The organism is Gluconobacter sp. Dm-62 (assembly GCF_018256155.1).
Lineage (GTDB): Bacteria > Pseudomonadota > Alphaproteobacteria > Acetobacterales > Acetobacteraceae > Gluconobacter.
This window is the reverse complement of record NZ_JAERLY010000002.1, coordinates 125,619-149,984: the sequence shown is the minus strand read 5'-3', so window position 1 is coordinate 149,984 and position 24,366 is coordinate 125,619. Positions and strand designations below refer to the sequence as shown.

Annotated in this window: 18 protein-coding genes and 2 tRNA genes; 3 read left to right on the top strand and 17 right to left on the bottom strand. The window is 59.4% G+C overall.

Annotated elements, in window-relative coordinates; genetic code table 11:
• Positions 1 to 28: 28 nt before the first annotated feature.
• The 16 genes from rpsB to JK202_RS02365 form a co-directional block, all read right to left on the bottom strand.
• Positions 29 to 826: a 30S ribosomal protein S2 gene (gene rpsB / locus JK202_RS02440; RefSeq protein ID WP_211557704.1), complete on the bottom strand. Its 798-nt coding sequence runs from the start codon at positions 824 to 826 to the stop codon at positions 29 to 31.
• A gap of 198 nt (positions 827 to 1,024) precedes the next feature.
• Positions 1,025 to 4,447 (bottom strand): DNA polymerase III subunit alpha, encoded by a 3,423-nt coding sequence (gene dnaE / locus JK202_RS02435; RefSeq protein WP_211557702.1) that lies wholly within the window; start codon positions 4,445 to 4,447, stop codon positions 1,025 to 1,027.
• A 68-nt stretch (positions 4,448 to 4,515) separates the two neighbouring features.
• On the bottom strand, positions 4,516 to 5,211 hold the full coding sequence (locus tag JK202_RS02430) for an ABC transporter ATP-binding protein (protein ID WP_211557700.1): 696 nt from the start codon (positions 5,209 to 5,211) through the stop codon (positions 4,516 to 4,518).
• Positions 5,204 to 6,454, bottom strand: coding sequence for a lipoprotein-releasing ABC transporter permease subunit (locus JK202_RS02425; RefSeq protein WP_211557699.1), 1,251 nt, complete (start codon positions 6,452 to 6,454; stop codon positions 5,204 to 5,206). The genes JK202_RS02430 and JK202_RS02425 overlap by 8 nt, the downstream gene beginning before the upstream one ends.
• On the bottom strand, positions 6,454 to 7,770 hold the full coding sequence (gene proS / locus JK202_RS02420; protein ID WP_211557695.1) for a proline--tRNA ligase: 1,317 nt from the start codon (positions 7,768 to 7,770) through the stop codon (positions 6,454 to 6,456). Before proS ends, JK202_RS02425 begins: the two co-directional genes overlap by 1 nt.
• An 11-nt stretch (positions 7,771 to 7,781) precedes the next feature.
• Complete coding sequence (locus tag JK202_RS02415) at positions 7,782 to 9,440, bottom strand: ribonuclease J (RefSeq protein WP_211557694.1); 1,659 nt, start codon at positions 9,438 to 9,440, stop codon at positions 7,782 to 7,784.
• 40 nt (positions 9,441 to 9,480) lie between these two features.
• Positions 9,481 to 10,293 carry a type III pantothenate kinase gene (locus JK202_RS02410; protein WP_211557693.1) on the bottom strand — a complete coding sequence of 271 codons (813 nt, stop codon included), beginning with the start codon at positions 10,291 to 10,293 and terminating at the stop codon, positions 9,481 to 9,483.
• Between the two features lie 16 nt (positions 10,294 to 10,309).
• Entirely contained in the window at positions 10,310 to 11,041 is a 732-nt protein-coding gene (locus JK202_RS02405) for a biotin--[acetyl-CoA-carboxylase] ligase (protein WP_211557689.1), read from the bottom strand.
• Between the two features lie 19 nt (positions 11,042 to 11,060).
• Positions 11,061 to 11,135, bottom strand: a tRNA-Val gene (locus JK202_RS02400).
• Between the two features lie 75 nt (positions 11,136 to 11,210).
• Complete coding sequence (locus tag JK202_RS02395) at positions 11,211 to 11,495, bottom strand: HU family DNA-binding protein (RefSeq protein ID WP_011251684.1); 285 nt, start codon at positions 11,493 to 11,495, stop codon at positions 11,211 to 11,213.
• Between the two features lie 141 nt (positions 11,496 to 11,636).
• On the bottom strand, positions 11,637 to 14,189 hold the full coding sequence (lon, locus tag JK202_RS02390; protein WP_211557688.1) for an endopeptidase La: 2,553 nt from the start codon (positions 14,187 to 14,189) through the stop codon (positions 11,637 to 11,639).
• 152 nt (positions 14,190 to 14,341) lie between these two features.
• Entirely contained in the window at positions 14,342 to 15,607 is a 1,266-nt protein-coding gene (gene clpX, locus JK202_RS02385) for an ATP-dependent Clp protease ATP-binding subunit ClpX (protein WP_211557686.1), read from the bottom strand.
• Between the two features lie 196 nt (positions 15,608 to 15,803).
• Entirely contained in the window at positions 15,804 to 16,451 is a 648-nt protein-coding gene (locus JK202_RS02380; protein ID WP_211557684.1) for an ATP-dependent Clp protease proteolytic subunit, read from the bottom strand.
• A 135-nt stretch (positions 16,452 to 16,586) separates the two neighbouring features.
• Positions 16,587 to 17,918, bottom strand: coding sequence for a trigger factor (tig, locus tag JK202_RS02375; protein ID WP_211557682.1), 1,332 nt, complete (start codon positions 17,916 to 17,918; stop codon positions 16,587 to 16,589).
• A gap of 59 nt (positions 17,919 to 17,977) precedes the next feature.
• Positions 17,978 to 18,062, bottom strand: a tRNA-Leu gene (locus JK202_RS02370).
• Between the two features lie 68 nt (positions 18,063 to 18,130).
• Positions 18,131 to 19,600, bottom strand: coding sequence for an NAD(P)H-hydrate dehydratase (locus JK202_RS02365; protein WP_211557666.1), 1,470 nt, complete (start codon positions 19,598 to 19,600; stop codon positions 18,131 to 18,133).
• Between the two features lie 183 nt (positions 19,601 to 19,783).
• Here JK202_RS02365 and JK202_RS02360 point away from each other — a divergent pair, with 183 nt between their 5' ends.
• From JK202_RS02360 to JK202_RS02350, 3 genes are all read left to right on the top strand, one after another.
• The gene (locus JK202_RS02360; RefSeq protein ID WP_211557665.1) at positions 19,784 to 20,236 is read left to right on the top strand and encodes a hypothetical protein; all 453 of its coding nucleotides are present in this window, start codon (positions 19,784 to 19,786) and stop codon (positions 20,234 to 20,236) included.
• 373 nt (positions 20,237 to 20,609) lie between these two features.
• Entirely contained in the window at positions 20,610 to 22,742 is a 2,133-nt protein-coding gene (locus JK202_RS02355; RefSeq protein ID WP_408872133.1) for a DEAD/DEAH box helicase, read from the top strand.
• The gene (locus JK202_RS02350; protein ID WP_211558676.1) at positions 22,717 to 24,060 is read left to right on the top strand and encodes a class I SAM-dependent RNA methyltransferase; all 1,344 of its coding nucleotides are present in this window, start codon (positions 22,717 to 22,719) and stop codon (positions 24,058 to 24,060) included. Before JK202_RS02355 ends, JK202_RS02350 begins: the two co-directional genes overlap by 26 nt.
• On the opposite strand, the gene JK202_RS02345 is transcribed toward JK202_RS02350, so the two are convergent.
• The gene (locus tag JK202_RS02345; RefSeq protein WP_211557664.1) at positions 24,005 to 24,361 is read right to left on the bottom strand and encodes an iron-sulfur cluster assembly accessory protein; all 357 of its coding nucleotides are present in this window, start codon (positions 24,359 to 24,361) and stop codon (positions 24,005 to 24,007) included. The two genes, JK202_RS02350 and JK202_RS02345, sit on opposite strands and share 56 nt — an antisense overlap.
• Positions 24,362 to 24,366: the final 5 nt, after the last annotated feature.

The following is a 24,366-nucleotide window of genomic DNA, read 5'->3' as shown; positions in this document are numbered from 1 at the left end:
TTTCCATGACCGGACCCCGGCAGTCTGTTCAGCCTGCGGAAGCGGGAGCTTCTGCGCCTTCAGCAGCGGCGGCTTCCAGAACAGCCGTCTCAGCCGGCAGTTCTTCAGCAGCACCGATGTCCTGGCCCGAAGCAGCCATCTCAGCGGAAATACCGTCGAGAACCGCACCGGAAACCAGATCGCAATACAGGGTGATGGCGCGGATGGCGTCATCGTTGCCCGGGATCGGATAGGTCACGCCAGCAGGGTTGGAGTTGCTGTCCAGAACACCGATGACCGGAATGCCAAGCTTCGTGGCTTCTTCGATCGCCAGCTTTTCCTTGTTCGTGTCGATCACGAACAGCAGGTCGGGCAGGCCACCCATTTCCTTGATGCCGCCGAGGGAGCGCTCGAGCTTCTCGCGGTCACGCGTGATGTCGAGAACTTCCTTTTTCGTCAGACCGGCCGTGTCACCGGACAGCATGTCGTCGATCTGGCGCAGACGCTTGATGGAGCCCGTGATGGTCTTCCAGTTGGTCAGCATGCCGCCGAGCCAGCGGTGGTTGACATAGTACTGGCCGCAACGCTGTGCAGCTTCAGCAACATGGTCAGCCGCAGCGCGCTTGGTACCAACGAACAGGACGCGGCCACCGTTGGCGACCGTGTCACGGACAACCTTCAGGGCGCGGTCCAGCATCGGAACCGTCTGCTGCAAATCGATGATGTGAACCTGGTTGCGCACACCGAACAGGTACGGCGCCATGGCCGGGTTCCAGCGACGGGTGTGGTGACCGAAATGAACGCCGGCTTCGAGAAGCTGGCGCATGGTGAAATCAGGCATTGCCATGATTCAGAATTCCTTGCGTCTGGTTAAACCTCCGCATGGCAACGTCCTGAGATCAGGACACCAGAAAACCCTAGAGCCATGCGTGCGGATTGTTCCCACCCGGAGAAAACTCCGAAGAAGAACGGTCGCGATATGGCGGAAAATGCCCGCAGACGCAAGACCTGTCAGCAGAGTTTCACGGAATATCCCCAGTCCGGATCAGACCTGCTGCGCTTTTTCCACGCCGCGAATTGTCCGCAGCCGCTCCGCCAGACGGGGCGTAACGCGGTACAGCCCAGGGATGGAGATCTCAACATCCTGCGTCTCTTCGACGGAAGGAAGCAGTTTCACCCGGCCAAAACCGCCCTGAACTTCTTCCAGAAGAGCCGTCAACTCGGGCAGAACGCTTTCCTGCTTCAACCAGACCCGGATTTCCGAACGCTCTGCCGCAGCCGCGGCTTCAAGATCAATGACGCTCTGAGCTGTAATCCGGAGCGCATCACCATCAATCTTGAGTTCGGCATTTACCAGAATAGCCTGCCCCGCAACCAGAAGATCCCGGCAGGAAATCAGTGTTTCCGAGAACAACGTTACCTCACATCCTCCTCCGCTATCCGACAGATTGACCCATGCCATTTTCTTGCCAGTCCGCGTCGGACGCTCTTTCCGATCTACAACACAGCCCGCAATCTTGACCCGCGTAGTTCCTGTTTTTGCGGCATTTTCCAGAGCATTGGAGGGCGTCACACCCAGTCGGCGCAGCACACTGCGATAGGCATCCAGCGGATGGGCACTCATGTGGAATCCGATAGCGGACGCCTCAAGCGACAGGCGCTCAAAATCGGGCCACGGGCGCCCTTCATTCAGCCGCAGGATCTCGCGCTCCTGTCCGGCTCCACCGAAAAGTCCGGTCTGTCCCATTTTCTCTTCCTGCGCTCGTGCCTGAGCGCGACGCAGGAGGATGTCCGCACTGGCAAAAACAGTGTGCCTGTCTTTGAGAAGACTGTCGAAAGCCCCTGCTTTTGCAAGACTTTCGATCTGGATCTTGTTAAGGCTCTTGGGGTCACAGCGTTCCGAGAAATCAGTCAGATCCTGAAACGGACGATCTCCGCGTGAGGCCACGACGCTTTCCATCGCAGCTGATCCAACACGCTTGATAGCCGACAAGGCATAACGGATACCCTGACGGCCATCTTCCAGATTTTCGATCGAAAAATCTGACATAGATCTATTGATATCAACGGGTAACACGGGAATTTTCATTCGCCGCGCTTCCTGACACAACGCTGCCAGCTTGTCCGTCTTTTCCCGGGCCAGAGACATGCAACCTGCAAGGAATGCAACCGGATGGTTCGCCTTCATCCAGGCTGTCTGATAGGACACCAACGCATAAGCCGCAGCATGCGACTTGTTGAAGCCGTAATCGGCAAAACGAGCCATAAGATCAAAGACTTCGACCGCTTTTTCCTGAGGAATTCCCCGCGCCGTCGCTCCTTCGGTGAAGATGGCACGCTGCTTTTCCATTTCAGAGGCAATCTTTTTGCCCATTGCGCGCCGCAGCAGATCCGCGCCGCCCAGACTGTAGCCAGCCATTTTCTGCGCGATCTGCATGACCTGTTCCTGATAGACCATGATGCCATAGGTCTCTTCAAGAATATCGCGGATTTCCTCGTGTGGTGGCTCCCAGTGCTCACCATGTTTGCGGCGACAGTAATCCGGAATGTTTGCCATTGGCCCCGGACGATACAACGACACGCCCGCAATCAGATCCTCAAGCCGGCTGGCCGCCATCTGCTTGAGCATGTCCCGCATGCCCGCGCCTTCGAACTGGAACACACCAGCCGTATCGCCCTTGGCCAGCATCTCAAACGTCTTCGCATCATCAAGTGGAATGCGTGAGAGATCGACTGTAATGCCCTGTTCTTCAAGGAAATCCAGACCGCGCTTGAGGATGGTGAGCGTCGTCAGGCCCAAAAAGTCGAACTTCACCAGCCCGGCCTGCTCGACATATTTCATGTTGTATTGCGTCACGAGCATATCGCTCTTGGGATCGCGATAGAGTGGGACCAGCTCCACCAGTTCGCGATCCCCGATCACCACACCCGCAGCGTGCGTCGAGGCGTGACGGTACAGCCCTTCAAGCTGTAACGCGATTTCCATCAGACGCTTGAGCGACTCATCACTGTCGCGCATTTCCTGGAGCCGGGGCTCTCCATCGATCGCGTCTGACAGCGAAACGGGCTTAGCCGGATTGTTCGGGATCAGTTCGGCAACGCGATTGACCATGCCGTAAGGCAAGCCCAGTACGCGGCCCACGTCGCGCACAGCTGCCTTGGCCTGAAGCTTTCCGAACGTGATGATCTGCGCCACACGGCTTCCACCGTATTCCTCGCGCACATAGCGGATCACCTCATCGCGGCGGTCCTGACAGAAATCGATATCGAAATCCGGCATGGAGACACGTTCAGGATTAAGGAACCGCTCGAACAGCAGGCCGAATGGAATGGGGTCGATATCCGTGATTGTCAGCGCATACGCGACCAGCGATCCTGCACCAGAGCCACGACCCGGCCCGACGGGAATATCATGCGCTTTTGCCCACTGGATAAAATCGGCGACGATCAGGAAGTACCCTGGGAAGCCCATCCCGACGATGATATCGAGTTCGACCTGAAGGCGCTCAGAATAAAGCCTGCGTTTCTCCTGATCCGCATTGACTGCTTCGAGACGCTTTTCCAACCCTTCCCAAGCCATGGCCCGAAGCGTCTCCTCTTCTGTCGACCCTTCGCGAACCTTCGGGCAGATCGGCAGGAGCGGCTTGCGCGTACAGGCCGCCACCGCACATTTCTGGGCGATGATCAGCGTGTTGTCACACGCTTCCGGAAGATCATGGAAGACAGCTCGCATTTCCGCAGGTGTCTTGAACCAGGCCTGCGAAGACACATGCCAGCGATCGTCTTCCGCAATGGTTCGGCCCTGTGCGATACACAGCAGCGCATCATGGGCCTCGTGCATTTCAGGTTTGGGGAAAAAGCACTCATTGGTCGCCACCAGCGGAATGCCCATCTGGTCCGCAATCGGGATCAGAACACTCTCAACATCCCGCTCGCCAGCTTCTCCAAGCCGGTTCAGTTCGACCGCGATGTTCCCCCGAAATGCCTCTTCCAACCGCGTCAGAAGAGCCTGCGCTTCGGATTTCTGTTCTTCGAGGATGAGCTTGTTGATGGGCCCGCGATTGCCACCCGTCAGCAGGAACAGCCCGGCGGCGTGCTGGCACAGAAATTCAATCGCAACAGACGGATCGGCAGGGTCGCCGTTCAGAAAGCCTTCGGAGGACAGGATCTGGAGATTTGCCAGACCTTCCTCATTTCGTGCCAGAATGACCAGCGGCTCTGACATCGCTCCAGGTTTTGTAGACCGCGGGGGCAGCGAAATCTGGCAGCCAACGATCGGCTGAACGCCATTGCTGCGACAGTACAGCGAGAATTCGAGCGCACCGAACAGATTGCCGCTATCGGTCAGGGCGACGGCCGGCATTCCGTTCTTCGCAGCCAGACTCACGAGTTCCGGAATCCGGATCGCGCCCTGACTTAGCGAGTAAGCGGAATGATTTCTGAGATGAACAAAATCGGCATGAGACATGCTGACAGTGTATCAGGGACGGCCATTGGATACAGGAGATTTTGATATCCCCTGTTCCAAATCAGTGCTCAGAACGGGACGAGCTTGCCATTCCGCAATGTCACGGTCCGGTCCATGCGGGCCGCCAGCTCTTCATTATGCGTTGCAATCAACGCCGCCGCGCCCTCTTCACGCACGACACGCAGAAGCTCACCAAACACATGATCGGCCGTGCCAATATCGAGATTTCCCGTCGGCTCATCCGCGAGAAGCAGCTTTGGCTGATTAGCCAGCGCACGGGCAATCGCGGTCCGCTGCTGTTCGCCGCCCGACAGACGCCCCGGCAGCGAATCAAGACGGTGTGACAGTCCGAAGCGTCCAAGGAGGTCGCGCGCCCGCTCCCGTGCCTTGCGTGGCGACACACCTGCGATCAACTGCGGCAGCATGACGTTCTCACATGCTGTGAACTCACCGAGCAGGTGATGAAACTGGTACACGAACCCGATCTGGTCTCGCCGGATTGCCGTTCGAACCGTATCGCTCAGACCGTTGGCCGGGCGATCCGCCACGAAGACTGTCCCTTCGGAAGGCGCTTCCAGCAATCCTGCCAGATGCAGAAGCGTGGACTTCCCGGTCCCACTTGGCGCCACCAACGCCACGATCTCTCCGGCGCGAAGCTCGAATTCTGCCCCACTCAGGATCTCAAGCGTCTCTTCACCCGAGCTAAAACGGCGCGTTAGCCCCTCAAGACGCAGGGCGCTCGCACCCGTTACAACTTCATTCATGGCGCAGCGCCTCGATCGGATCAGTTCTGGCTGCCCGCCAGGAAGGATAGAGTGTCGCCAGAAGCGACAGGACCAGCGACATTCCGATCACTTCCCAGACCTGTGACCACACCAGCTTCGCCGGCAGGCGCTCCAGAAAATAGACTTCCGGATTGAACAGGTTTGTCCCTGTCAGGGACTGAAGCCACTGGCGGATGCGTTCGATATTCAGCGCAAAGGCAATTCCCAGCGCCGATCCCGCCACGGTCCCCACGATGCCGACGGATGCGCCACACATGAGGAAAATGCGCATGATTGCGCCACGGCTCGCCCCAAGTGTTCGCAGCACGGCGATATCCCGGGTCTTGTCTTTTACCATCATGATAAGCGATGAAATCACGTTGAAGGCCGCGACCAGAATGATCAGCGTCAGGATCAGGAACATGACGTTCTGCTCGACCGTGACTGCATCCAGAAAGCCGTTGGCGCTCTGCGTCCAGTCCAGCACCCGCAGGCGCGGATCTTCCAGCCGCTCGGCAATCGCCTTGCGCGTCGGCTGCACATTGGACGGATCAGCTGTCGAGACCTGAATGAGCGAAACGGCGGACGCCCCAAGCATCAGGAATTTCTGGGCGGCAGGCAGCGGCATCAGGACGATGCTGGAATTGTAGTCGTTCCAGTTCGCATCGAAAATGACCGCGACATGATAGGTCTTAACCCGCGGCATTGTCCCGAACGGTGTCGCTTGGCCGTCCGGAAACAGCAGCGTAATCGGAGAGCCGATCGTCAGCCCGGCCCGGTCTGCCATCGTCGTACCGATCGCAACCGCGTTTTCGCCTGTAAAGTCGTTCAGACTTCCGGCGATGATCCCGCTGCTCAGCGCCGTCCAGTCACGGAGAGACTGCTGGGACACGCCCTGCATTTCCGCGCCGGAAGAAAAACGCCCCGCCTCTACCAGCACAGTTCCCTGCGCCATGGGAATAACGGATTTTACACCCGGGACCTGACGGATCGCCACAACGTCGTTTTCGTAAGCCTCGATGGGGCGTCCGTAGCCGTACACGGTCAGATCGCCGTGCAGGCCCAGAATGCGCCCCATCAGATCGGCCTTGAACCCGTTCATCACCGACATGACGATGATGAGCGTTGCCACTCCGAGCGCGATCCCGATCAGGGAAAAAATGGCAATAATCGAGGCGAAGCGTTCGCCACGGCGGGCACGGAGATACCGCCCCGCCACCATGCGCTCAAAGCGGCCAAACATCAGGCGGCTCCGATTTTCGCCAGAGCGTCCTCGACCGACAGCTCAAACCGCTCGCCCGTGGCGCGCTGCTTGAGTTCGACCTTGCCTTCCTTGGCGCCGCGCGGCCCAACGATGATCTGCCAGGGATGCCCCATCAGATCCGCATCGTTGAACTTCACGCCCGCACGTTCCGCGCGGTCGTCATAGAGCATGTTCTCGGGATCGATGCCGTAAATGCGATCACAGATCGCATCACAGGCTTCATCACCCTGACGCAGGTTCAGGATCGCAGCACGATAGGGTGCCACGGATGCGGGCCAGATGATGCCTGCATCGTCATGCGATGCTTCGATGATCGCACCCACAAGACGCGACACGCCAACACCGTAGGACCCCATATGCGGATGGAACGGTGCGCCGTCCTGACCACTCACTTCGATCCCCATGGACGCAGTATATTTCGTCCCGAAATAGAAGATGTGGCCGACTTCGATGCCACGGCCTTCACGCTTGCGCTCGTCCGGAACCTTGGCCCATTCGGCCTCGTCGTGCTTTTCGTCCGTTGCCGCATAATGATCGGTTACGGTTGAGAAGAACGTGGCGAGGCTTTCGGCGTCGTCACAATCGACCGGACGGCTCAGCCAGTCCTGCTCTTCAAGGGCTGCGTCGAAGAACACGCCGCTTTCACCCGTGGGGGCCAGAACCAGGAATTCGTGGCTCAGATCGCCGCCAATCGGACCGGTATCGGCGACCATCGGCACAGCCCGCACGCCCAGACGCTGGAAGATGCGCAGATAGGACAGCATCATCCGGCGATAGCTGGCGACGGCACCTTCGTAGGACGCATCGAAGGAATAAGCGTCCTTCATCAGGAACTCACGCCCGCGCATCACGCCGAAACGGGGGCGAACCTCGTCACGGAATTTCCACTGGATGTGGTAGAGCGCCTTCGGCAGTTCCTTGTAGGACTTCACGGACGCTCCGAAGATGTCCGTGATCATTTCCTCGTTCGTCGGCCCGTAGAGCAGATCGCGGCCATGACGGTCCTGGATCCGGAGCATTTCCGGGCCATAGGCGTCATAACGTCCCGAGCGACGCCACAGCTCTGCTGACTGAAGCGTCGGCATCAGGACTTCCTGTGCGCCGATGGCGTCCTGCTCTTCGCGGACGATCTGCTCGATATTGCGCAGAACCCGCAGCCCTGCCGGCAGCCAGGCGTAGATGCCCGAAGAGGTCTGGCGCACAAGGCCAGCCCTCAGCATCAGACGGTGAGACGCAATCTGCGCCTCGGCCGGAACTTCCTTCAGCGTCGGCTGGAAGGCTTTCGTCAAACGCATGTGTATTTCTCTCAGACGCGCAGCAGATGGACATCAACGAGCGGACGCTTCTGAAGCTTGCGCCCCAGAGCACGGCGCAGGGCCGTCTTGGCCGCATCCCGGAAAGCGGCATCGTCCTGACGCAGCTCGTCCGGGATCTGGTCGATGGAATCAGCGAACTCTTCCTGAATCCGGATGCTTTCCGGATCGTCAGATTCCAGCAGACCCGGCGCGCTGATCTTCGGCTCGCCGATGACATAGCCTTCATCATCGACAGCGAAACTTGCCAGCACGATGCCGTTGAACAGCATCTTGCGACGCGCGGCCAGAACCCCGCCCGTCATTGGCAGCAGACGGCCACCATCCAGCGCCAGACGGCCCGTCGGTGCCGTATCGACAACCTTCACCTCACCCGGAGACAGGTTCAGGATATCGCCATCTTCCAGCAGGATCGGGTCAGAACCCATCTCATGCGCCAATGCGGCGTGAGCCGTCAGGTGACGCCATTCGCCATGGGTCGGGATGCTGTATTTCGGACGGACGATCCGGTACAGCGTGCGAATGTCTTCGCTGGTCGCATGACCGGAGGTGTGAACCTTGGCATCCTTGTCCGTCAGGACCGTCACGCCGCGGCGCGACAGGTTGTCCTGCACGGCCATGACGGCCTGCTCGTTGCCAGGGATCATCCGCGAGCTGTAGATCACCGTATCGCCCTCGCCGAGGGCGATGTTCGGGTGCGTGTCCGAAGCAATCCGGGACAGGGCCGAACGCGGCTCGCCCTGACTGCCCGTGATGATCATCAGCAGATTTTCGTCGTCCACGTCCCGCGCATCCTGCTCGGTCAGGAACGGCGGCAGATCCTGGAAATAGCCGCACTCGCGCGCAGCCGTCTCAAGGTTCCGCAGCGAACGCCCAACAATCATGACCACACGGCCAGATGCCTGTGCCGCTTTCGCGATGCTCTCGACACGCGCCACGTTACTGGCAAAGCACGTCACGGCAATCCGGCCTTCCAGACCCGCGATCAGCTCCGTCAGGCCCTTGCGCACATCGGCTTCGGACTCGGATTTGCCGGGCTTGAGCACATTCGTGCTGTCACCGACCATGGCCAGAACGCCTTCGTCGCCCAGCTTGGCAAACGTCTCAAGATCCGTCACCGGACCGACCAGCGGGTTCTCGTCGAGCTTCCAGTCGCCCGTATGGACGATCAGGCCATGCGGCGTCCGCAGCGCCACAGCCTGCGCTTCAGCAACGGAATGCGTGACGGAGACGAACTGAAGATCGAACGGCCCCACCTCAAAGCGCGAAGCCGGGCGGATGACATGGATCTTAACCTGATTGTTCAGATGCGCTTCCTGCAGCTTGCGTCGCAGAACGGCAGCTGCAAACGGCGTCGCATAAACCGGGCAGCGCAGATAGGGCCACAGATGCGCCACCGCACCCAGATGATCCTCATGTGCATGCGTGATCACCAGACCACAAAGGTCCCGCGCACGATCGGCGATGAAGGTCGGGTCCGGCATCAGCACTTCGGCTTCAGGCGTATCGTTGCCCGAGAACCCGATGCCGCAGTCGATGGCAAGCCAGGTGTCGCGCCCGTTCTTGGTGAGGCAGTAGAGATTGAAATTCATACCGATCTCGCCCGTCCCGCCCAAGGGCAGGAAAGACAGACCGTCTGGTTTTTCTGTCATGATGGTTCCTTGCAGTTATGACATATAATCGGAGTGATATTCATTGCCCGATGCCCTGTGAGCGTCCGGGGGAATAGGAAAGCGGCGGACCCGTATTGCGGTCTGCCAGAAGGCGCAGGCCATCCAGTGTCAGATCGGGCGCCAGCACATCAAAAAGCGGCGTTCCCTCAGAGAACAGTGGAGCCAGACCGCCTGTTGCGATCACAGTTGGCTTTGCGTCCATTTCATCGGAAATACGGCGGATCAGTCCCTCGACGAGACCAACATAACCCCAAAACAACCCGGAACGCATCGCAACGCTCGTATTGCGGCCAATCGCCGTTGAGGGGCGGCCAATGCTCATGCGGGGCAATCGTGCGGCGGCACGGTGCAGCGCGTCGATCGACAGGTTTACACCCGGAGCGATCGCACCTCCACAGAACTGACCGGCACTGTTCACGACATCAAACGTGGTTGCCGTGCCAAAATCGACAACAATTAGGGGCGCGCCATAGCGTTCGCGTCCCGCAAGGCCATTCAGGCGCCGGTCCGCACCAAGCTCATTGGGATTGTCGACCAAAACGTCGATCCCCCAGTCCAACCTGGCATTGGCGACCAAAGGCACAACGTCCAGCCATTCGCGACAGAAACGGCGCAGCTCGTACAGCGCGACCGGCACGACCGTCCCGATGATGGCGCGCGCAATGCTTTTTGCGTCCAGACCCAGTCGATCAAAAAGTGTCAGAAGCCATGCGGCATACTCATCGGCCGTCCGCGCTTCGTTCGTCGAAATCCGCCACTGTCCCAGCCACGACTCTCCATCGTGTACAGCGAACACGATGTTGGTGTTTCCAGCATCAATGACGAGAAGCACGTTGCAGTCCGGTCCTTCAGTCCAGCAGGATATCGCCGGTTACAACCGGAATGGTTTCACCGTTGGGCAAGGCAAGCAGCAGGCGTCCCTGCGCATCGAGCCCTGAAAACGAACCTGTAATATAGGTTTCACAACCCTGAACCGCAAGTCGCGTCCCGACCGGGTGGGCTCTCGTCAGCCAGGCAGCCCGTATCGGCTCAAATCCCTGCCCTGCCAGAATGGCGGACCAGCGCTCGATCTGCACCACCAGCATCTCACCGAAGGCTCTTGCGGAAGGTGCTGTTGTCTTTTCGGAAAGCGCTGCCAGACGACGACCGGGAATTTCCGGTGCCTGCGTCAGATTGGCTCCGATTCCCACAACCACCCAGGATCTACCCTGCCGGCCGCCTGTTTCGATCAGCACACCGGCCATTTTGCGTTCATCCAACAGGAGATCATTAGGCCATTTCACCATAAAAGGTGACGGCCCTGTAGCGGTCGGACAGAAATGCGTGGCGGCCTCATACAACGCAACCGCAATCAGAAACGGAAGAGCCGCGATGAAAGCTGCTGGATTGGCAGGGCGGAACAGAAGGGAGATCGCAAGATTGCCGCCTGGATCGCTCCAGGTTCGTCCGCGCGTTCCGCGACCTGATGTCTGGGAAAAAGCCTGAATGGCAAGATGTTCGGGCTCACCGGCCTCGGCTCTGGTTTTGCACAGATCGGAAGTGGACCCGAGCGTTTCGTAGTATTCGAAACGCCAATTCATAATTTTACAGTATTCATGATGGTGGGCGATGACGGGATTGAACCGCCGACCCTCTCGGTGTAAACGAGACGCTCTACCGCTGAGCTAATCGCCCTCAGAATGTTTGTGAGGTCTATATACACGGTTCCGGATGGCGGTAAAGCCACCCAGAACCGTTTTGTGAGCTTTCTCAGCTCACGGCGTCCTTCAGACCCTTGCCCGGCTTGAAGCGGACAGAGGTGGATGCCGGAATGTCGATCTCTTCGCCCGTACGCGGGTTGCGGCCCTTGGCGGCCTTGCGCGTTGCGGTCACGAAGCTGCCGAAACCGACGAGACGGACTTCCTGCTTCTTGGCAAGCGTCGCTTCGATCGTGCTGAACACCGCATCGACAACTTCGCTGGCCTTGGCCTTCGGAAGATCGGCAGCGTCTGCAACGGCGGCGATCAGTTCCTGCTTGTTGAGGGGCTTCTCCATGATGTGCCTTTCTGGTGTTAGAGCGCCTGAGCCGGGCTCTGGTGAGTCCCTTCTGGCTCAGGCGCCTTGTTCGATCTGCGGCCGCACTATGAAGCGGATTTTGCCCGCGTCAACTGCTAGAATCGCAGAAGCGTATCAGTGTCAGTGCGGAAGTGCCTGCGGAGCCGTTTTATCTACCGCAATTCCACCCATTGGATCGACGCTTTCGTCCCATTCGATGGGCTCGGGCGAGCGCGTCAGAGCAATCTTCAGGACCTCGTCCACATGGCTTACGGGAATGATCTTGAGGGCATGGCGGACATTGTCCGGCACCTCCGCGAGATCCTTCTCATTATCCTTGGGGATCAGCACTGTCTTGATGCCTGCCCGTAGGGCCGCCAGAAGCTTCTCCTTGAGCCCACCGATCTCCAGAACACGACCACGCAGCGTGATCTCGCCCGTCATAGCCACATCCTTGCGAATGGGGATCTGGGTCATGATGCTGACCAGCGATGTCGCAAGCGCAATACCGGCCGATGGGCCGTCTTTCGGAGTCGCACCTTCGGGGAGATGGATATGGATATCCCGCTTCTCAAACAGCGGTGGACGGATCCCGAAATCCTGGGCCCGCGAGCGGACATAGGACAGCGCGGCCGAAATGCTTTCCTGCATCACCTCACCGAGCTTGCCGGTCTGCTTGACCTGCCCCTTGCCCGGAACCATCACGCTCTCAATCGTCAGGATTTCGCCGCCAACCTGGGTCCATGCCAGACCCGTCACGACGCCAACCATATCTTCCGTCTCGGTCTCACCATGACGGAAACGGCGGACACCCGCATATTTCTCAAGATTTTCAGGCGTAATCTCAACGTGCTTCACGCCCGTCGTGATGATCTCCTTGACCGTCTTGCGCGCAAGCTTTGCCAGTTCGCGCTCAAGGTTCCGGACACCGGCTTCGCGGGTATAGGCCCGAATCAGCTCGCGGATCGTATCATCCGTAACCGTCCACTCATCCGGCTTAAGGTTATGCGCCTCGGCCTGCTTGCCCAGAAGATGACGGCGCGCAATCTGCACCTTTTCGTCTTCTGTGTAGCCAGACAGATTGATGATCTCCATGCGGTCCAGCAGCGGCTGGGGCATGTTCAGACTGTTGGCCGTCGTGACGAACATCACATCCGACAGATCATAATCCACTTCCAGATAATGATCGGCAAACGTCGAATTCTGCTCCGGATCAAGCACTTCGAGCAGCGCAGATGATGGATCACCACGCCAGTCAGCACCCAGCTTGTCGATCTCATCGAGCAGGAACAGCGGGTTGGATGTCCGCGCCTTTTTCATGCCCTGAATGATCTTGCCCGGCATGGAGCCGATATAGGTCCGGCGGTGACCACGGATTTCGGACTCATCACGCACACCGCCCAAGGACATCCGGATGTAGTTCCGGCCTGTCGCCTTGGCGATGGAGCGCGCCAGCGAGGTCTTGCCCACGCCCGGAGGACCGACAAGGCACAGAATCGGTCCCTTGAGCTTCTGCGAGCGCGTCTGCACAGCCAGATACTCGAGGATCCGCTCCTTGACCTTTTCAAGACCGTAGTGCTCGGCTTCAAGAACGTCCTCGGCCTGCTGGAACTCACGCGTGATCTTGGAACGCTTCTTCCAGGGAATACCCAGCAGCCAGTCGAGATAGTTGCGGACAACCGTGCTCTCGGCCGACATCGGGCTCATGCCACGCAGCTTCTTCAGCTCGGCATGGGCCTTTTCCTTGGCCTCACGACTCAGACGGGTCTTGTTGATCTTCTCTTCAAGCTCGGAGTTCTCGTCCTTGCCGTCTTCGCCCTCGCCGAGTTCCTTCTGAATCGCCTTGAGCTGCTCATTCAGATAGTACTCGCGTTGGGTCTTCTCCATCTGCCGCTTCACGCGGTTACGGATGCGCTTCTCGACCTGCAGGACGCCAATTTCCGTCTCGATATGGGCAAAGACCTGCTCCAGACGACGGGCCGCAGAAGCAGTCTCAAGGATTTCCTGCTTTTCGGAAATCTTGAGATTCAGGTGGCTCGCGATCGTATCGGCAAGCTTGGAAATGCCCTCGATCTGGTTGATCGAGACCATGACTTCCGGCGGGATCTTCTTGTTGAGCTTGATATACTGCTCGAACTGCGAAACCGTCGAACGGCTCAAGGCCTCGATTTCGCTTCCCGGAGCGGCATCCACGGCCTCTTCAGGAATTTCTTCGATCTCGGCTTCAAAATGGCCGTCCACATCGAATAGGCGCGTGATATGCACACGACGCGTCCCCTCAACCAGAACCTTGACGGTCCCGTCCGGCAGCTTCAGCAACTGGAGGATCGTCGAAACGGTGCCATAGCGGTAGATGTCATCCACCGATGGGTCGTCCAGCGAGACATCCTTTTGCGCAACAAGCAGGATCTGCTTGCTTTCGCGCGTGACCGTCTCCAGCGCCTTCACCGACTTTTCACGTCCGACAAACAGCGGCACGATCATGTGCGGGAAAACGACGATGTTTCGCAGCGGCAGAACAGCCATCACGTCGTGACGCACAGGCTCCTGCACGGTTTCGACAACCGTTGCGGTGGCAGCCTTACGCGGCTTGCGGACAGCTTTTTTTGGAGCCGCAACGGGCTTCTCAGCGACGGCGACGTCATCCGTCTTCTTTGTGCGGCGACGGGTTTTCGGCTTGGTATCGTCAGTCATTCACTTGATCTCCAGAGGGACGATCTTGCGGTACCGACCTGCCAGGCAGCGCTGGCACCGCATTTCTTTCATGCTTGAGAGGCATGAATTCGGACAACCTCAGTCAGTTATGTCGAAAGCCGATGGGCCCGGCACAAGAGCCGGGAGCATTTTTACGCAGACTGCTCTGCGGGTTCGGACTTGCCCTTCCCATAGACATAGACTGGCTGGGCCTTGCTTTCCGCCACTTCCCGATTGATGACGACCTCTTCGACGCCTTCAAGACCGGGAAGATCAAACATCGTGCCAAGCAGGATGTTTTCCAGGATCGACCGCAGGCCACGCGCGCCGGTTTTACGCTCGATGGCACGCTTGGCGATGGCTGCCAGCGCATCTTCCGTGAAGGTCAGCTTGACGCCTTCCATTTCGAAAAGACGGCCGTACTGCTTGACCAGCGCATTCTTGGGCTTGCTAAGGATCTGGATCAGGGCCGATTCATCCAGATCATTCAGAGCAGCGATAACAGGCAGACGACCAATGAACTCGGGGATAAGACCGAATTTCAGTAGATCTTCCGGCTCCACGCTCTGAAGGATCGCGCCAAGACGCCGCTCGTCATCCGAACGGACATCCGCGCCGAAGCCGATGCCCGACCCCTTGCCGCGGGCCGAGATGATCTTGTCCAGACCGGAGAAGGCGCCACCGCAGATGAAGAGCATATTGGTCGTATCGACCTGCAGGAATTCCTGCTGCGGATGCTTGCGACCACCCTGCGGCGGCACGGAGGCAACAGTGCCTTCCATGAGCTTCAGGAGAGCCTGCTGCACACCCTCGCCCGACACGTCACGGGTGATGGACGGGTTGTCGGACTTGCGGGAAATTTTGTCGATCTCGTCGATATAGACAATACCGCGCTGCGCCCGGTCCACATTGTAATCAGCGGACTGCAGCAGCTTGAGAATGATGTTCTCCACGTCCTCGCCAACATAGCCGGCTTCGGTCAGGGTCGTGGCATCGGCCATCGTAAAGGGAACGTCAAGGATCCGCGCCAGCGTCTGGGCGAGCAGGGTCTTACCCGAACCCGTCGGGCCGATCAGCAGGATATTGGACTTCGCGATCTCGATATCGCTGCTCTTTGCGACATGGGCGAGGCGCTTGTAGTGGTTATGAACCGCCACGGAGAGCGCACGCTTGGCCTCGAACTGACCGATTACGTAATCGTCAAGGACCTTGCAGATTTCCTTGGGGGTCGGAACACCGTCACGGGACTTCACGAGATGGGTCTTGTGCTCTTCACGGATGATGTCCATGCAGAGTTCGACACACTCATCACAGATGAAGACCGTGGGACCAGCAATCAGTTTGCGGACTTCGTGCTGGGATTTCCCACAGAACGAGCAATACAGGGTGTTCTTGGAATCGCCGGACTTGTTGCTCATTGCTGTTCCCTTTCCCTTGCGCACGACCCGACCACATTGACGCAGCGGACATGCGAAAGAACTTTAACTTTAGGCCGAGGTCAAAGCCTTCGGCAACCCCGGAGCCGAAAAGCCCCAAGACACGAAAAGCGGCATATCGGAATGCCGCTTTTCGGTTTCAGAGGGAGCGCCAGACTCCCCCCGCTTTCTAGACGTCTTAACTCGGGTCTGGTGTGGTTTCGTGCGGGTTGCGCTCGACCACCTTGTCGATGAGCCCGAATTCCCGAGCCTCGTTGGCTGAGAGGTAGCTGTCACGTTCGAGCTTCTGCTCGATCTGTTCCAGCGTCTGGCCAGTATGCTCGCGATAAATCTCGTTCAGCCGCTGACGGATGATGAGAATTTCCCGAGCCTGGATCTCGATATCCGAAGCCTGTCCCTGAGCACCACCGGACGGCTGGTGAACCATCACGCGAGCATTCGGGAGCGCGTAACGATGCCCCTTTTCGCCACCTGCCAGAAGCAGGGAACCCATGGAAGCAGCCTGACCGATACAGACCGTGCTCACGGGGCAGCGGATGTACTGCATGGTGTCATAGATCGCGAGACCGGCGGAGACGACACCGCCCGGACTGTTGATATAGAACGAGATTTCCTTGGTGGGGTTCACGCTCTCCAGATAAAGGAGCTGCGCGCAGATCAGGGACGAAACCTGATCATAGACGGGTCCGGTCAGGAAAATGATGCGCTCCTGAAGGAGGCGCGAAAAGATGTCAAACGAGCGCTCTCCGCGGGCAGTCTGCTCGACCACCATCGGCACCAGAGAGTTGCTGAACACCTCGAGGGGATCACGATCCCGAATGGCCATGCTGTCTGTTCCTCAATGCCCGATAGGCTTTCTTCTGCTTCCTAACATGGACCCGACATGGCGTTCCGTCAAAGGGAGCAGGCAGGAAAAAAACGGGCACTCCGAAGAGTGCCCGCTGGTTCCCGCGCCGAAAGATCAGAGTTCGGCGGGTGGGATTTCGGCCAGTTCTTCCGGCGTCACTTCCTTGTCGGTGACGTCGGCCAGTTCGATCAGATAATCGACGACCTTGTTTTCCAGGATCGGGCCACGAAGCCCTTCAACGGCCTGCGGGTTCTTGGAGAAGAACTCGAAAACCATCTGTTCCTGACCCGGATAACGCTGGGCTTCCTGCTGCATCGCACCGAGGAGCTCCTCGCGGGAGACCTGGATTTCCTGCTTGCGGCCGATCTCGGCCAGCAGCAGACCCAGCTTCACGCGACGCTCTGCGATACGACGGTAGTCGGCCTTGAGCGTCTCTTCATCCTTGCCGGCATCTTCCTCGTCCAGACGACCGGCCTTGCGGTCTTCCTCGACGCGGGACCAGATCTGGTTGAACTCGGCGTCAACCATGCTGGACGGCGCTTCAAAGTCCGTCTTCTCGGACAGGGCGTCCAGAAGGTCACGCTTGATGCGCAGACGCGAGAGCTGCTGGTATTCACCCTCAGCCTGCTCGGTGATGATCTTGCGGATCTGCTCGAGGTTCTCGAAACCGATCGTCTTGGCAAGCTCGTCGTCGATAGGTGCATCAACGGCCTTCTTCAGGGACTTTGCCTTGATGTCGAAGGTCACGGCCTTGCCAGCCAGCTCTTCAGCCTGATAGTCGGCGGGGAACGTCACGTTGATGACGCGCTCTTCGCCAGCCTTCATGCCTTCCATCTGCTCGGCGAAGCCGGGGATGAAGCCTTCGCCACCGATTTCGACGTTCACATCGTCAGCCGTGCCACCATCGAACGGCGTGCCGTCCAGCTTGCCCACGAAATCAACGCAGACAACATCGCCCTTGGCGGCCGGACGGTCTTCTTCGATCGTCTCGAACTTGCGGCTGCGACGGGCAACATCGTTCAGAGCCTTCTCGACGGTCTCTTCGCTGACCTTGGCGCCGAGGCGCGTCAGTTTGAGGCCGGACAGGTCCGGAACAGTGATTTCCGGCAGAACTTCCGTCTCGATCTTGAACTCAAGATCCTTGCCGTCTTCAATTGCGGAGGTTACTTCGACCTTCGGCTGCATCGCCGGACGAACCTTCTGCTCTTCGAACACTTTCGTCGTGGCGTCGTTGACGACTTCCTCGAGCAGCTCCGCATTCACGGAATCGCTGTAGCGCTGCTTGACGAGGGAGGCCGGCACCTTGCCCGGACGGAAGCCCGGAAGCTTGATCGTCTTGGCGACTTCGGCGAGTCGGGCATCGCGGCGAGCCTGCAGGTCGGCAGACGGGACAACGACGGTGAAGGCGCGCTTAAGTCCTTCGTTGAGCGTGGGCGTAACCTGCATGAGCCAGGCGATCCTCTCGGGCGGTAGGTTGGTCAAATCTCTTTCTCGGGAAGCCGGGTTGGTGCGGGCGGAGGGACTTGAACCCCCACGACTTGCGCCACCAGAACCTAAATCTGGCGTGTCTACCAATTTCACCACGCCCGCAGCGCTCGGCTTCCAGGCTCGTGTTACCGAACCTCGGAAGCGCGGCCTTTAGCGCATGAAACGAGACTTCACAACAGGGAGGCGGTCCCCTTTTTAAATGTCGCCTCCTGCGCAAGGCGCGTTGCAGTCGCCCGAGCCGCCCCCAGAGGTACGTCCAGATCCTCGGCTACAGGCCACCCATGATGGGCTTTTCCAGCTTCAATTCCGGCCTCTCCATGAAGCCAGACACCTGCGCAACACCCCTCCCAAATGTCCATTCCCGCAGCAAGCAGGGTTGCGATTACGCCTGTCAGGGTATCACCCGACCCTGCCGTCGCCAGCGCAGAAGAAGCATGCGTGTTAATGGCGAGGCGCCCGTCGGGCGCTGCGATGATGGTGTCAGGCCCCTTCATGACGACGACGGCCCTGATGCGCTTTGCGGCTGCAAGTGCTGCATCAAGGCGACTGCCTTCAACAGGCCCGAAAAGCTTTCGAAACTCTCCGATATGCGGGGTGATGGCGGCAACACCTTCCAGTCGGGACAGATCCTGTGCACCCCACGTCAGCGCCCCTGCATCAGCAAGGACGGTTCGATCGGCCGCCAGCAGTTGCGGGAGAGTTCTTGCAACCTCGTCTTCAGTGAGGCCCGGGCCGCAGATCCAGACTTTGCGTCGCGCATCTTCGAGCAGTTTGGAAAGTGGCGCGTCGTCCACGATCAGACCCGGATCCCCGAGTCGGTAAGCTGGCGCCCCCTCGCCCGCCGAAATCCGGACAAGACCTGCACCGCTGCGCCTGGCACCGCGCGCCGATAGCCGTGTAGCCCCTGGCATTTCAGCACCCCCACACAGACTGACGACGCCACGACGGTACTTGTAATCGCCATCACCGGAGACTGGCAGCGTCCAGAGGCCCGGCTGATTGTGCTGCACGGCGGCCGTAATACCTTCCCAAGCCTGCACAGGCATACCGATATCGGCACAGACCACTTCCCCACAAGAATCAGAGCCGGGTTGCAGGAGATGGCCAGGACGCGGACGGACAAATGTGACAGTCAGCACACAGTCCCGCACCTTGCCCAGCGTTTCCCCCGACGCGCCGGCAACGCCGCTGGGCATGTCGATTGCAACAACCTGAGGGGCAGCAGCGAGAGCCGATGCAACCTCATCACTTACGGGCCGCTTCAGTCCGGAGCCGAACACTGCATCCACCACCAGATCGGCAGCCGCCAGTTCCTCTGCTGCAAATGGCACTGTAGGACCTGTCCAGCGGGCGGCCATTTCGGCGGCGGGAGTGCCGGGTTTCGGACTCGCGAGAGCAGCAACGCGAACCGACCATCCCCAGCGTGCGAGATTGCAGGCGACGACATAACCGTCTCCGCCGTTATTTCCCGGACCACAGGCCACAGTCACCCGGCGGGGCGAAAAACGGTTGCGGATCACCCGGGCCGCAGCCCATCCGGCATTCTCCATCAGGCGCGTAGAGGGCAGGATCGCAGCAGCCGCATGATCCATGCGATCACTTTCTTCAGGGAGCAGTAATGCGAAAGGATGAATGGACATTATGGGACGTTCTCCTGCTGTATCTTGATAAGAGAAAGCATGACCGGTTGGAGCGTTGCCTTTGCCAGATCGGGTCTGACGGCTGTTCCCTCTGGCGCTGATGGGGCCGCGTCGGGTATTGCAGGGAAATGCTTCGGGAATGTTCTTCCCCTCTTTTCCCATTTGCAACCATGACGAGGATCAATGACAGGATCGATCATCTGGAGCCTCGTGCTCGCAATCCATGTGCTGTGCATGACCTACTGGGTCGGCGGCTCGATCTATTCGACCCTCGTCGTCCGCTCAACGGTCGGACTGCTTGATCCGGGGCCGCGAAACTCCGTCCTGCTTCAGGGATACACGCGTTTTTTCCGCGGGCTCTATCAGGTTGTTCCGTTTTCGTTGCTGACCGGGTGGGGTCTGGTATTCCATGAAGGCGGGTTCGGTGCAGTCCCCTGGCCCGTTAACGCAATGCAGTTGCTGGGTCTCGTCATGGCGGTCATTTTCATTCTGACCGTCCAGGGGCCATTTCGTCGTGCCCGACGCGCCATGCGCCCCCAGCCAGCCCTGTTTGATACGCTGCGCAGCCGCACGGCGATGATGGCAGGACTGGGCGTCCTGACCATTCTTGTCGCCGCAATGGCACGCGGCATCTGAAATCGTATGCGATACGGCGCTTTTATGGCCGTATCGCTTGCCATTCCTGCCATTTATCGATAACGCACCAGATTATAGCTGCGGGCAATTGCCCCGCCCTCAACTCCGGCCCTCACCCGTTCGGGTGCACGCCGTCAACGAGAGTCTCGAGAGTCATTTGAGCGCGAAAACGACCTCCGGTCCTTCCAAGTCCCGTACGACTGCCACGTCCAGACGCGGACGCCCCTCTGCTACGCGTGCCGCCGCAGCCGAAATTTCCCCGACCATCGCCGATGAAGGCGAAACCGCTCCGGTAACCGAAGCGCCTGTCGCCAAGGCTCCGCGTGCGCGCCGCGCCAAGGTTGCGACCCCGGCGAATAAAGAGACCGGCGTAGTGAAAACTGCCGCACGCCGAACCCGCAAGACGGCAGCGCCTGTCATTGCCCCCGCGGCCAAAGACGAAGCGCCGGCTCCGAAGGTCGCAGGGCGTCGCAAAAAGACTGTTGCAGAACCCGAGGCAGTGACCGAACCCGCCAAAGCTGCACCGGCCGCGCGTCAGCGTCGTACTGCGAAAGCGGCAGAAGTCGTGACTGAAACCGCAGAGGCTGCTCCGAAACGCCGTGGCCGCCCGCGTAAGACACCGGTTGTGGAACAGCCTGCTGTCGAAGCTATTGCGCCGGAAGCAATCGAGACTCCGGTTGCCCCTCGTCGTCGCGGTCGGCCCCGCAAAGCCGATGCTGCCGTCGCAGTAGCGGAGACGGCGCCGAAAGCATCTGTAGAAAAGAAGGCCCGTGCGCCCCGTCGCAAGGCTTCAGCCCCGGCTGTGGAAACAGCGGCCCCCGTGGTTGAGGAAGCCCCGTTGGCTCAGACCGAGCCTGCGACAATCGAGAAGCCTGCACGTCGTCGGCGCTCCAAGGCGACGGCCGTAACGCCAGCTGTTATTGAAGAAGCCGATGCTACCCCTGCCGTCGTTGAGGCCGTGGTGGTTGCCGAAGAAGTTTCGGATAAACCCCGCTTTGCTGATCTGGGACTTGGCGAGCCGATCATGCGGGCCATTGAGGAGCTGGGTTACGAGCACCCGACTCCCATTCAGGCGCAGGCCATCCCAGAAGTCCTGAAGGGCCATGACGTTCTGGGTGTAGCCCAGACCGGCACCGGCAAGACGGCCTCCTTCACCCTGCCGATGCTCCAGAAGCTGTCCGGATCGCGTGCCAGGGCCCGGATGCCGCGCTCGCTGATCCTTGAACCGACACGCGAACTGGCTCTGCAGGTTGCGGAGAATTTCAAGCTCTACGGCAAGTATCTTCGTCTGACGCATGCCCTGCTGATCGGCGGCGAAAGCATGGCCGAACAACGTGACGTTCTGAACCGTGGCGTTGATGTGCTCATCGCAACGCCGGGACGCCTGCTCGACCTGTTCGGACGTGGCGGCCTGCTGCTCACGCAGACCAGTACGCTCGTGATCGACGAAGCCGACCGCATGCTGGATATGGGCTTCATTCCCGATATCGAAAAAATCGTCGGGCTGCTGCCAGCCCATCGCCAGACCCTGTTTTTCTCCGCCACCATGGCTGAGGAAATTCGACGTCTGGCCGATGCGTTCCTTCGCCATCCGGTTGAAATCACGGTTTCGCGCCAGTCTTCCGTCGCCACGACGATCGAAGAAGCTCTGGTCATCGTGCCGGAGGACGAGAAGCGTCGCACGCTCAAGAAGCTGCTGCGTCGTGAAAACGTCCAGAGCGCGATCGTGTTCTGCAATCGCAAGCGCGATGTAGACATGATCCAGCAGTATCTGACCAAGCATGGGATCGAGGCCGGGCATCTGCATGGTGATCTTGCCCAGTCGCTGCGTTTCTCGACGCTGGAGCGTTTCCGTTCCGGGGAACTGAAGTTCCTAGTGTGCTCGGACGTGGCAGCGCGTGGTATTGATATTGGCGGCCTGTCACATGTTTTTAATTATGATCTGCCGTTTAATGCGGAAGATTATGTCCACCGCATCGGCCGGACGGGTCGTGCCGGCAAGGAAGGCCACGCCTTCAGTCTGGCAACCCCGCGTGATCGCAGACTGCTTGAAGCCATCGAGACCCTGACAGGCAAGGTGATTGCGCGTCCGGTTCTCGAAGGCATTATGACCGTTGACTGGGCTCCGGAAGACGGCGACCGCCAGCTGGTCGAAGCTACGCCAGTCTCCGCCCCTGTCCAGCAGGAAACAGCGGAAGACGGAGAGCAGCGGGCTCGCAAGCGCCGTCGGGGCGGCCGCAAGCGTAACCGTGGTGACCGTGAAGAGAGCGAGACCGTTCAGGCTCCCGTGGACACTGCCGCACCTGTCGCGGTAATCGAGCCTCCTGTACGCCACCGCTCAGTTGAACTGGCTCCTGCGTTCGAAAACGATGGACCAAAGACGGGCTTTGGTGGTGATACGCCCGCTTTCATGCTGGTTCCACGCCGCAGGAAAGTTACGGTTTCCGATAGCGCCGATCCCGCTGCTCCTGTTCAGCATGATGGGCGCCATTACGGTAATGAATGATACCTTGACCGGAGTTGCAGAACTCCGGATTGAAGGACTGGGTGCAGCAGGCGATGGCGTTGCGCATCTTGATGGCCAGAGCGTTTTCATCCCGGGCACGTTGCCTGGGGAAGACGTTCGGGTTCGCCTTGCTTCCACCCCTCCCGAACTGATTAATATCGTTCACTCCTCTCCTGAACGTGTGACTCCACCGTGCGACCTGTTTGGCGCGTGTGGGGGCTGTGCGTTGCAGCATCTCTCCCTGCCGGCCCTGCTGGAATGGAAATCACGCCGTGTCGTCCAGGCCCTGACAGCCGCAGGCTTTACGGATCTGCCGCCTGCACGGATGTTCCAGACAGCGCCTGAAACACGGCGCCGGATGGATTTTGCTGTCCAGCGCGTGCCCGGTGGCGTGATCATCGGACTGCATCGCCGCAACGGCGACCCCGTGGACATGACGGAATGTCACGTCCTGCACCCTGCAATTTTTGAACTTCTCACACCACTGCGTGAGGTTCTGGGAAGTCTAGGCGCCCTGACGAGCCGCGGCAGCCTGATGGTCAACCTGCTTGATAGCGGACCGGATCTGACACTTCAGACCCCTGCTGCGCTCACAAGTGCGGATCGCATCAAGCTCGCGGCCTTTGCGCGTGAACATGATCTGTCGCGGATTTCCTGGCAGGATCCAAAAGATCTGGGCATCGAAACGGTGGCCCAGTCCGGAGCGGTGCGGGAAGATTTCGGCGGTGTGATCGTCTCCCCGCCACCTTCCGCATTTCTTCAGGCCGCGGCTGACGCCGAGAAGGCGATCGTCACCGCAGTGGTTGATGGATTGCCGTCGCTGAACAAAAAAGACGTGACGGTCGAACTGTTTGCCGGTTGTGGCACACTCACCTTCCCGATGTCGGAGAAGGGCCGGGTCATGGCCTATGAAGGCAATCTGGCCGCGGCAAACTGCCTTAAGGCAGCAGCTGGCGGTCGACGCGTGGATGGTTTTCATCGGGATCTCGGGCGTCAGCCTCTGCTCCCGCATGATCTGAAATCAACACGGGCTGTTGTTCTGGACCCGCCTTATGCAGGTGCAGGTGCGCAGACCTTGCCTCTGGCAAAGTCGGCCGTGCCGGATATCGTGTATGTGAGCTGCAATCCTGCCGCGCTTGAGAAAGACGGTAAAGCTTTGTGGAACGCAGGATTTTCAGTCGTCGGGCTGACGATCGTGGACCAGTTCCTCTGGTCCACGGAAGTCGAAGCGGTCGTCGTGCTGTCGCGGGACGTAAAGCGGATCAGACGTGAAAACTCTCGCCGCAGCCGCAACGACCTTTCTCGTTCGGATTCCTGAACGTAAAACCGGATTCGAGGTCCTTGACCTCGTAATCCATGATGGTGCCGGTCAGGAACAGGGTGGCCTTGCGATCCACCAGCAGGGTTACGCCCTGATCCTCGACCCGCTCATCGGCAGGCTGCGGGGCTGTCACAAAATTCATTTCGTAGGATAGCCCCGAACACCCGCGCGTCCCCACACTGATCCGCAAAAGATGGCCCTGATGCGTTCCCGCATACAGGGTCTTCAGGCGTTTGGCGGCCTGATCGGACAGGGTCATGAGAGCGGGCAGCGGACGGCGCGTTGCAACGTCGGACATGATGG

Excerpts from the sequence above, each read along its gene's own strand:
- JK202_RS02350 (WP_211558676.1), top strand. The coding sequence starts at position 22,717 with ATGGGCGCCATTACGGTAATGAATGATACCTTGACCGGAGTTGCAGAA.
- JK202_RS02415 (WP_211557694.1), bottom strand. The coding sequence starts at position 9,440 with ATGACAGAAAAACCAGACGGTCTGTCTTTCCTGCCCTTGGGCGGGACG.
- tig (WP_211557682.1), bottom strand. The coding sequence starts at position 17,918 with ATGCAGGTTACGCCCACGCTCAACGAAGGACTTAAGCGCGCCTTCACC.
- JK202_RS02430 (WP_211557700.1), bottom strand. The coding sequence starts at position 5,211 with ATGAATGAAGTTGTAACGGGTGCGAGCGCCCTGCGTCTTGAGGGGCTA.
- proS (WP_211557695.1), bottom strand. The coding sequence starts at position 7,770 with ATGCGTTTGACGAAAGCCTTCCAGCCGACGCTGAAGGAAGTTCCGGCC.
- JK202_RS02425 (WP_211557699.1), bottom strand. The coding sequence starts at position 6,454 with ATGTTTGGCCGCTTTGAGCGCATGGTGGCGGGGCGGTATCTCCGTGCC.
- JK202_RS02345 (WP_211557664.1), bottom strand. The coding sequence starts at position 24,361 with ATGTCCGACGTTGCAACGCGCCGTCCGCTGCCCGCTCTCATGACCCTG.
- JK202_RS02360 (WP_211557665.1), top strand. The coding sequence starts at position 19,784 with ATGACAGGATCGATCATCTGGAGCCTCGTGCTCGCAATCCATGTGCTG.
- clpX (WP_211557686.1), bottom strand. The coding sequence starts at position 15,607 with ATGAGCAACAAGTCCGGCGATTCCAAGAACACCCTGTATTGCTCGTTC.
- dnaE (WP_211557702.1), bottom strand. The coding sequence starts at position 4,447 with ATGTCTCATGCCGATTTTGTTCATCTCAGAAATCATTCCGCTTACTCG.
- JK202_RS02365 (WP_211557666.1), bottom strand. The coding sequence starts at position 19,600 with ATGTCCATTCATCCTTTCGCATTACTGCTCCCTGAAGAAAGTGATCGC.
- JK202_RS02380 (WP_211557684.1), bottom strand. The coding sequence starts at position 16,451 with ATGGCCATTCGGGATCGTGATCCCCTCGAGGTGTTCAGCAACTCTCTG.
- lon (WP_211557688.1), bottom strand. The coding sequence starts at position 14,189 with ATGACTGACGATACCAAGCCGAAAACCCGTCGCCGCACAAAGAAGACG.
- JK202_RS02395 (WP_011251684.1), bottom strand. The coding sequence starts at position 11,495 with ATGGAGAAGCCCCTCAACAAGCAGGAACTGATCGCCGCCGTTGCAGAC.
- JK202_RS02405 (WP_211557689.1), bottom strand. The coding sequence starts at position 11,041 with ATGAATTGGCGTTTCGAATACTACGAAACGCTCGGGTCCACTTCCGAT.
- rpsB (WP_211557704.1), bottom strand. The coding sequence starts at position 826 with ATGGCAATGCCTGATTTCACCATGCGCCAGCTTCTCGAAGCCGGCGTT.